Origin of the sequence: Stieleria sedimenti, from assembly GCF_025060895.1 — a bacterium.
GTDB lineage: Bacteria > Planctomycetota > Planctomycetia > Pirellulales > Pirellulaceae > Stieleria > Stieleria sedimenti.
In genome coordinates, this window is record NZ_JANZKV010000012.1 from 1 (window position 1) to 9,474 (window position 9,474).

Below are 9,474 nucleotides of genomic sequence, written 5' to 3' on the forward strand. Positions count from 1 at the left end.
GTGCAAAACTGGAACTTAGCAACGTCGACGTTGACACGCGCAGTGATGTCTATTCGCTGGGTGTCCTGCTGTATGAGTTGCTAACAGGGACGACGCCGTTCGACAAAGAGCTCTTGAAGAACGCCGCTCAAGACGAGGTGTTGCGGATTATACGCGAACAAGAACCTCCGAAGCCGAGCACGAAAATAAGCACGTTGGGAGAGAAGGCCACGATCGTTTCACAGGGCCGAAGGGCTGACGTTGCGAGCCTTGGAAAAGCAGTGCGAGGTGATCTCGACTGGATTGTCATGAAATCGCTCGACAAGGATCGGTCTCGGCGATACGAATCTGCCAGCGACCTTGCCAAGGACATCCAGCGATTTTTGTCTCACAAGCCGGTCGAAGCTCGGGCGCCATCCGCAGCATACAGGTTGCAAAAGTTTGTGCAGCGCAATAGGTCCAAGATTCGGATCGCTGCGGCTGCCGCGATCCTATTTGCTGTCTGCGGTGCCGCATTGATCAAAATCTACAAAATGCGAGCCGAGCGAGACCTTGCCGATCTTGTTGTGAAGGCCCATGAAGATGTAGGCACTGCGGAACAGCTAATCCAAGAGAATCAGCTTGAGGAAGCCTATTCGCTTCTCGTTGCCGCGACTGCTGTACTACCTCAAGATGAACGACTTCATGATCTGCTTGAGGGTATCTGTGTGCCCTGGCGTCTATCTACGACGCCGACAAATGGCACCGTCGAAGTCCGGCCTTTAGGGCAGGTTCATCAGTCTTGGAGACGTGTCGGGATCACAAATCTGGAGTTCAGCAATCCGATTGGGCTGTACCATTGGCGAATCTCGAAAGACGGCTATGAGACCTTGGAGGGAATGGCCGGCCCCGACGTCGTGGAAATTGAAAGGGAAATGGTTCGTTCCGACAAGGCCCCCAGCGGGATGGTACTGGTCCCTGTTGGAGCCGACGCCGACAGCACTCGCAAGGTGTGGTTCGACAAAACTGAAGTGACCAATGAAGAGTTCAAGCGATTTGTTGAAGCAGGCGGATATCAGAACGAATCGTTCTGGGAGCATCTTGCGCCTTACGTATGGGAATCCGAGGAGCTCGAGTTCAGTGAGTTGATGAAACGACTTGTTGACGCAACTGGGCAATGCGGCCCGGCGAGCTGGCAAAATGGATCCTTCAAAACTGGCGAGGCATCGTTTCCGGTCTCTGGCGTTTCCTGGTATGAGGCGGCGGCGTATGCGCAGTTTAGTAGCAAAACGCTTCCGACGAATGCCGATTGGCTACGGGCCGCATGTCTCGATCAACACAAGTACTTGGCGGAGTACCAGGTATTCGGGGCGCAAAGCCCGCGTCCTGTTCGTGAGAGTGGAGCAATCAACGGCTTGGGACTCTACGACATGGGAGGAAACGTAAAAGAATGGTGTTTGAACATGACCAACGACGGTCGAAGGATTGTTCGCGGTGGTGCATGGAACGATCACAACTACATGTTCCGCCAACCCGAGGCTTATCCGAACGAGCACCGCGAAAAGAACATCGGTTTCAGGTGCGTGAAACATGACATCCCGGTTCCTCAAGACGAACTCCAAGCGGTCCAATTCGGGCCACAGGTACCGGTAGCCCTCTTAAAGGGTTTTTCGCAAGACGAGCTTGCCAACGTCCGAAGGAGATTCGATTACGACAGAAACGCTGATCTCAATGCGAAAGTGATTTCGATCGAGTCCACTGCCTCATGGCGACATGAAGTCGTCGAGTTGGATGCAGCATACGGAGACGAGCGTTTTTCACTTCATCTGTTTTATCCCATCGAGCCCAAAACAAGAACGTCGCCTTATCAGCCCCTGCTATTCTTTCCGGGCCTGGGTGTCACCGGGATGGAAAGCATCGACAAGAGCGGAAGGTGGGCAGACCTCGCAATTGTCGTTGGCCTTGTCCAGACAGGGCGCGTCGTGTGCTGGCCTGTTTACAAAGGGACGCTTGAGCGTACCGATGGTTTCCGGCCGAAGTTGAGCCAACATCGAAAGCTTGAATTCGTCGTTCAACAGACGAAAGACCTGTCTCGCGCCGTCGATTTCATGCAGCAGCGGCCGGAACTAAACATGGAGGAGCTTGCCTACATTGGCTGGAGTCGTGGCGGCGGACTGGGCTCTGCGTTTGTTGTTCTTGAGCCGCGCATCCGAGCTTGCGTGTTGATGAGCGGCGGCCTTTGGACCTCTCCAATTCTCGAATTAGACATCAGGAACTATGCGCCGCTGGTAAACGTTCCCGCTCTATTGATGAATGGGCGCTACGACCGTGGATTCGAAAAGAACCGGATCCCGCTATTCAATGCAATTGGAAGCAATGACAAACAATTTATCGAATATGAATCCGGTCATCTCATGGAACTGGAGCAAGCCATTGATGACATCGACCAATGGTTATCAGCAAGGTTTTCACCGACTTCGGGTGGCCCGAAGAGCGACGCAGAACGCTTGCAGTTTGCGATGTCACTTGCCTCCGGGTACTTCGGAGAGAGCCGATTCAAGCTGGCCGAAGAAAAGTACCGCGACGTGCTACAGATACTCAACGAGTCCGAAGGGAATAGCATTCGAGATGTCTTTGAGGCGAAGCTCAAGTTGGCCGTCTCCATTCAGAAGCAAGAACGAATCGAGGAAGCTCAAGGGCTGCTCGAGCAAATCCTCGCTGAGCAAAAGGCCAACCCCGAAACAACAGACGAGGACTTGGAGGTAACCAACAAAGCAATTGAAGAACTCCGGCTACAAGCTGACAAATAGTCAGTCTCGATCGAAGATCATGCGGCCTCTGATATCCATGGCTGCATCCGCTCTCGCCGTCACCGAACGAAGCCTCGGTCATGTAGGAGGCGTCATCAGCAGGGCAACGGAGCAAATCTAAAAGTCTCCGGTGCAGTCGGTTGCAGCGTAAGCGCCCGAGGAAACCATTATTGGCGCGTGCCGTAGGCTGGTGGGTTTTCACCCACTCAGCCCGGAGGTTTCCATGGCCCGCTTGCCAGACCCAAATGCTCACCCGCGTTGGTCGCGACTGATCCAACAGCACGAACAGTCCGACCTGACCGTCGCCGATTTCCGCGACACTTCGGCGTGTCGCCTGAGCGTCAGCCTTGCGGGTGTTCTACGCTGTGGCAGGCAGGCAGCCCGCTTCAATCCATGAATCAATTTTATTGCTGTCCCACCTGACCAGTGCTCCGAGCTTTACCGGCGCAGGCATCCCTCCGTTTTCGGAGAGTCGCTAAACAGTTCGCGGGGAGACCTCCAGCCGCTTTGCAACACCATGAACGGAAAGCAAGCGGGGAAGGGGGCAGTTGTGATTTCCTGTCTCGTGGAAGGCGATAGTACGCTGGACATGCGGGGGGATCTCCTGGAGTGCGACGGCATGGAAAACTTGCTCCAACAATCCCACCATCCCACGGAAAACGGGAGACTCAATAGCGAAGGGTTTCGATTTCCCTTCTATCCCGTTCGTTCGCTTCGTTCCACTCGTCACGAGTAGCCCACAAAGCCCTTCTCCCCCGTGGCTCCGCCATTTCCTTCGCACGCATTAGGTGCGGTCGCAATTCAGGGAAGATCGGACAGACGCGCATCGGAGGCGTCTTGTCCGATTGGATCTTCATTTTTCCGGCGATCAGATCAACGTCGTCCCATTTCCGGATCAGACATTCGTGCGGACGAAGTCCTCCGTACCGAGCTAACGCCAGAATGATCTTCCAGCTTTCGTCTTTCGTTTCGTGAATCAGCTTGTCGATCCAGTCGGTTGCAACATCGATATGAACAGAAGTGTTAGGGGCAGGATTTCCAAAGATGCTCCGTCTAGATTTCGCCGCCTTCTTCTAGCCATTGCTCTCGAAGATTAACTCGGCGGCTGTCGTTCATATGGAGCAATCTCGCAGCGGCTCTTCCCGTTGGTGATTTTCCGCGAATCAATCCCGCGTCCAATTCGAAATGATCATCGGTCGCGCGCCCTTGCTCGAACGATGTTCTTCGTTTCCGAATCCATGTTACCGGTCTTGGCGAGCAAGAAAGCGTCGAGCTTTCGATTGCAGGATTGAGATCACGTCGACTGCTTCGACAAAATCTCGATACGCCGTTTCTTCTTCGGAAGTCAACTTACCTTCGTTCGCGGTCGCCTGGTGTAATTCCGTCTTTAGGCGTCGAGTCCGTTCTTGGTTTGGAGAATGGTCAAAAAATACAGGCGACGGGAGAGTCGTTACTGCGAGGTGGGTTCATCTTTTGACCACCCCATTTTTTGACCACTATTCCGTTTGGCACGGTAAGGCGCAAGATCTCATCGGCCGATCCAGTGCTTACCGGTGGAGTCGCGAGTCGACACGATTCCTATCGTCGACGGGCGGATCGCGATGTCGTGCAGACGCTAGTCTTGCGGGGATCGCGTGACTTTCGGAAATCCCCAGGAATCGGCCAGGGCGTCAGCCGCTTGCTCTGGATCGGTATGGTCCCCCCAGCCGCCGTTGTGAAGATGGGCGTGGGCGAATTCATGTGCGATGACGTAGTGGGCAAAGTCTTCGTTGCAGTCGTTGAGCCGTTTGCGAAGCACGACGACGCGACTGCCGCTCCGATTCGCCCCCGGCATCGCCATCCACAATGACCAACCTTGGCCGGGAACGAAATCTTCAAGCGTGACGCGAAAGCGTTCGTCCTGCAAGAAATCCTCCACAACGGGTGTGGGCAACCGCTCCAGCACTGCCCGCACGCGGTCGCGGAGCACGGTCAATCGCTCAAAGGGAACGAGGAACTCGGAAAAATCATCAGTAGTCATCAGGTATCCGGTAGTCGAGCATTCGAGTATTTTTATTGCCATGAATCCCCCTACATTTTACGAGCAGCTCGGTGGCGAACAGGGGTTGCGCCGCATCGTCGATCGGTTTTACGACCTGATGTCGGAATTGCCCGAGACGAAAACCATTCGCGCGCTCCACGGCGACGACTTGACCGAATCGAGAAACAAACTGTTCAAGTTTTTGTCGGGGTTCTTCGGCGGGCCGTCGCTCTATCTCGAGGAATATGGTCATCCGAGGTTGCGGGCGCGGCACTTGCCGTTTCCGATCGGTGAAGCCGAACGAGACCAATGGTTGGCCGCACCATTGGCGCGCTATCGACCGAGATATCCCTTCCCAAGTTGCGCGGTCCGCAGTGCTTGGGTCCGTTTTTCCCGGCATCGGAGATCATATCGCAACTCACCAGTAACGGCTAAATCATTGGACGCAGGAGCCCATGACTAAGAAAATCCACCACTCTGGATTCATCATCTTGGACATCGGTGACGTCGCTGGTGCAAGTGTGGAACCGATGGAAAACGAGTGAAGTCACCCACAGATTCTTCGGTCACCCATGTTTTTGTCCATCCGACCGATTAACCATCCTCCGCAGCCAATACGGACGCGTCGCGCGAGTTTCGTCCAGGCCGTCAGAACAGGCGGAGAAGCTTTCCTGGTGACGAGTCGCCTTGTCGCCAAAGGTGGTGTTCTTTCGGATTCGTCCGGCTGATTTGGGACTAAACCCGAATGACAGAGCCGACTATGCTTTGTCTCGCGTCCGATCGTTGGATTGTCATTTTACACTTTGCTTTGGAGTCATTTTCCCATGTTTCGACGATCTTTGATTGCCGTCGCAATCCTTGGTGCGACGGTTTCTTGTCTGCAAATGACGGCATCCGCGCAAGTCGCGACGGACGCAAAAGCGACCGACTTCGCCATCTACGCCGGTCAAATGGTGACGCTGGACACGTACAGCACCGTGCTGGGCGACGTTTATGCCCGGGAGAATATTTCTGTCGAATTCGGTTACGGGATTCAGCGTCCGTCGCGAAATCGCGGCAACTTTTACGCCGTCGAAGATATCGTTACGACGTCCAGCCTGATCGATATCAACGGCGATCTGTTTGCCAATCGAGATATCAGTTTTAATAGCGGGACCGATGTGATCGGAAATGCAACCTACGGACGTGACATCTCCGCCAATGCGTCCAGTGTGGTCACCGGAACGGTGACTCAAGCGAGCAATACGGTTGCCTCGATCGCCATGCCGCACACCACCGATTTCGTCGCGGGTTCTGTCGATTACAACCTGGCCGGCCAAGAGGTTGTCAACTTGGCCCCGGGGAGCTATCGATCGGTCGACCTCAGCGGTTCGTCACTGGACGAGTTGCACTTGACCAGTGGAGACTATTTTCTCCGCAATCTGACGCTCGGGATTTCTACCGATCTGTATCTCGATTTGTCCGGTGGCCAGATCAACGTTTACGTCGAAGACGATGTGGATTTGGGAACCGGATTGCAACTGTACATTAACGGAACCGAATTCGTCGATCCCGGCGACAATCCCCCTCCGTCTTTTGTCGACCTGGCGAGCGAGGTCACCTGGGAAGTGCATGGCGATTTTGAAATCGGTAGCGGGTTTTTGAACGAGTTCTTCGGCACCGTCTACACGCCCGACGGAAACATTTCGGTCGATACGCAAGCCTTCTACGGCTCGATGATTGCCGGCCGCAATGTAAGCGGTGACTTTTACTTGGAACACTACGCCTCCAGTCGGCTGACGGCCATTCCCGAGCCCAGTGCCGCGCTGGTACTGCTGCTGGGCGGAATGATGATGATCCGTTCACGGCGCAGGGTGTCATGATAGCGACGTTGTCCAGTCGATGGACACACGCGGAATCGTCAAGGTGATGCAACGACGACGCTGAATGATAGTGTCGACGAAGCCCTTACGGGACTCGCGTTCGGACGGTGCTTGCACACCATCGTTCGCGATCGGCAGATGCGACGGACAACTGGTACACTGGATTTTGCTGTTCGTTGATCTCCACGGGTCACAGCGATTCAGCTTCCCGTGTGCCAATTTCGAAACCGAGAGAGTAGAGAGTTTCGTATGCGTGTTCGGTCCGTCTTTCTGGGTCTGTTGTTTCTGGTCGGGTCTCAGCCTTCCTCCTGGGCGGCGGAGTCCGACGTGTCGACATTGCCCTGGCCGCCGCGTGACCAGCGGACAGTCAGCATCGACAATCCTGCCGCGGCCGTGCCGTTGTCCAGCACCAGAGAGGCGACCGATTCGGGTTCGATCTCGCATTCGGTACGCGTTCCCGCGGGGCAATCTCTACCGATCAAGGCGTCTTGGACCGACGACGGAAAACTGCTCGCCGAACTCGGGGATCGAAACCAAGTGATCGCAGTGCGGATCAACTGGATCGGCAGCGGGGAGGAAGCCAAAATCCAGAATCCACTGTCGTCGATGTCCGAAGAGGAGATCGCCGGGCTGTGGGGAGTCGTCTTGGAAGCCTGGTCTGATGAGATTGAACAACAACTCAACGCAATCGACTGTGAAAAAGCGTTGCTCACCGTCACGCAAGATTGGCGCCGCGGAACCACCAATCCGCTACCACCTCTTCCCCGAGAAACCCGATACCTACGTGTCCAGTTCAATTCTTCGGAAGGTCAGATCACCGAGATGGAGCGATTGAAGTCGTTCACCAAACTGCGGCATTTCGAACTCAATGGTTATTCAAAGCTGGTATTCGATTTCAAGTTACTCTCCAACTGCAAGAAACTGGAAAACCTGACCGTCCTCGGACATCAGCTTGAGAACACCGATTCGCTATCCTCCCTGACTGAGCTCCGGCATCTGGATCTATCGGGCCAGCGTGAAGGGCTCAGAGACGTGGGGTTCATTGCAAACTTAGACCGTCTGGAGACGCTTGATGTTTCGATGAATGCCGTTGCGAATTTGGATTCACTTGCCGGCTTGAAGCACTTGAAATGGGTCAATGCAGACGCAACGTTGGTCGAACGACTGCCGGAGCAACTTGCACCGCGTGTCCTTCGCATTCAGTCGACCCGACTCTCCGATCAACAGGTTGTCGAATTTGCGAAGGCAAATCCGCAGTGCTTGATCATGTATCGATGGGGTGAATCTCTGCGCAACATGATCGGCGACGCGACGCGACTGGTCGTCCGCACCCATCACTTTGCGGCCGACAGCAACACGAGTTCCCCAAAGCATCTGTTTGAATCCGAGGATCCCGCCAAGATTCGAGAGTTGGTCGAAGGGATCAAGATCGACGATTCACAGAGCGGTTTTTATTGCATGTGTGGGGGAGACCCCTTTCTGGATTTCTATTTGGGGGACGAGTTGCTGACGACGGTGGGTTTTCACCATGGCCGAAGCCTGCGTTGGCGTCAGGGATGGTGGGGCGATGGCATGCTGACCGCAAGCAGTGGGCAGTTCTTAGTGGAATGGCTCGACCACCATGGCGTGAGCGGACCGGCAGATGAAATCCGGCAGGCACAGGAACAGGAACGGGCGGCGAACCGCAAGATCGAACGCGCGGTGTCGGGTTTGCCAGAGGATTTGGCCCGGGCGTTCGCAGAGCGGAGCGAAAAATTCGGGGAAACGTTGCGAAAGACGTTTCGAACGAGCGAGGACCAGATCAATGTGTTGTTACGGATCCTGGGGACGGACAACAACAGTTGGACTCAGCTGGATTGGATCGAGCAGTTTGCGGACGCTGAACTCAATCAATATGAGACGGACGAGTTGGCATTGGCGGTCGAGTCAGCTTTACGAGGACAGGATCGGCGAGCGAGACGTGGGGCGGCACGCTACTGGCGATCGTGGAGATCCGCGTTAGAGGATTGGGCACCCGAAAACGCGAACGATTTGCGTCACGCCGTCGTCAACGTGATGCAGGATTCTCACTACTACCCGCTGCGACAAGACGCCCAGCGCTACGTTCAATCGTATCGCAATGATTTTAGTGATGGAGCGTTGTTGGAAATCGTCAAACGGGGACTCACCGATCCTCATCCGAGTGTGCGGCGATCGGCGATGTTGACGTCAGGTGGTCTGGAGATGCACAGCGTCGCCGATCACCTCATGCGTGTACTCCGCGGCGAACCGACTGCGCGAGAGGGGCTGCCCGTTGTCCCCGATGACGAAACGGTTGACCTGGCGGAAGGCTTTGACAGTGTGGCGGGAAACCGATCGGAGGCGGAGGTTGCCGCGTTGGCGCTTGGGTACCTGCATCACGCTCCGGCAGCACAAGTCATTTCGCAGAAGACTGAAACGTCGCCGATGTATGAAGTGGCCCTCGCCATGTTGGGCGACCATCAGAAACTGAAGCCCAGCCATTTTCAGCTCAACGAATCCAACGTGGCCCTTCAAGTAGCCGCAGTACGCGTCGTCATTGAGACGCGCGGCGCACACGGCTTGAAGTGGGCGACGGAGTACCAACGGAGCGAATACTGGTGGGAAGAGGAAACGGTTGCTTGGTGGCTTTCGCAAATGCTTGTTTCCGAGCAGGCACCAGGAGCCGACATGCTGATCAATTGCCGCGGCTTGGAAACGGTGGCTCAGTGGTACCAGCAACACGGCACCGAATACCTTGAACAGATCGCGAACAAGTAGCCGGTCGTTTGACCATCAAAGTGAAATAAAGAGAAGAAAGGCCGTG

The 9,474-nt window shown here is 55.2% G+C and carries 5 protein-coding genes; 4 read left to right on the forward strand and 1 reads right to left on the reverse strand.

What is annotated here, in order from left to right; translation table 11 throughout:
• A partial coding sequence (locus NZK35_RS01855; RefSeq protein WP_259630899.1) for an SUMF1/EgtB/PvdO family nonheme iron enzyme occupies positions 1-2,768 on the forward strand: 2,768 nt, incomplete at its 5' end.
• Between the two features lie 1,615 nt (positions 2,769-4,383).
• On the opposite strand, the gene NZK35_RS01860 is transcribed toward NZK35_RS01855, so the two are convergent.
• Positions 4,384-4,788 carry a hypothetical protein gene (locus tag NZK35_RS01860; protein WP_259630900.1) on the reverse strand — a complete coding sequence of 135 codons (405 nt, stop codon included), beginning with the start codon at positions 4,786-4,788 and terminating at the stop codon, positions 4,384-4,386.
• Between the two features lie 40 nt (positions 4,789-4,828).
• Here NZK35_RS01860 and NZK35_RS01865 point away from each other — a divergent pair, with 40 nt between their 5' ends.
• The 3 genes from NZK35_RS01865 to NZK35_RS01875 all read left to right on the forward strand — a co-directional run bounded on the left by NZK35_RS01865 (position 4,829) and on the right by NZK35_RS01875 (position 9,428).
• Positions 4,829-5,251, forward strand: coding sequence for a group II truncated hemoglobin (locus NZK35_RS01865; RefSeq protein WP_259630901.1), 423 nt, complete (start codon positions 4,829-4,831; stop codon positions 5,249-5,251).
• A gap of 361 nt (positions 5,252-5,612) precedes the next feature.
• Positions 5,613-6,650, forward strand: coding sequence for a PEP-CTERM sorting domain-containing protein (locus tag NZK35_RS01870; RefSeq protein WP_259630902.1), 1,038 nt, complete (start codon positions 5,613-5,615; stop codon positions 6,648-6,650).
• Between the two features lie 249 nt (positions 6,651-6,899).
• Positions 6,900-9,428: a leucine-rich repeat domain-containing protein gene (locus NZK35_RS01875; RefSeq protein WP_259630903.1), complete on the forward strand. Its 2,529-nt coding sequence runs from the start codon at positions 6,900-6,902 to the stop codon at positions 9,426-9,428.
• The last annotated feature ends 46 nt before the right edge of the window (positions 9,429-9,474 follow it).

Excerpts from the sequence above, each read along its gene's own strand:
- NZK35_RS01875 (WP_259630903.1), top strand. The coding sequence starts at position 6,900 with ATGCGTGTTCGGTCCGTCTTTCTGGGTCTGTTGTTTCTGGTCGGGTCT.
- NZK35_RS01870 (WP_259630902.1), top strand. The coding sequence starts at position 5,613 with ATGTTTCGACGATCTTTGATTGCCGTCGCAATCCTTGGTGCGACGGTT.
- NZK35_RS01860 (WP_259630900.1), bottom strand. The coding sequence starts at position 4,788 with ATGACTACTGATGATTTTTCCGAGTTCCTCGTTCCCTTTGAGCGATTG.
- NZK35_RS01865 (WP_259630901.1), top strand. The coding sequence starts at position 4,829 with ATGAATCCCCCTACATTTTACGAGCAGCTCGGTGGCGAACAGGGGTTG.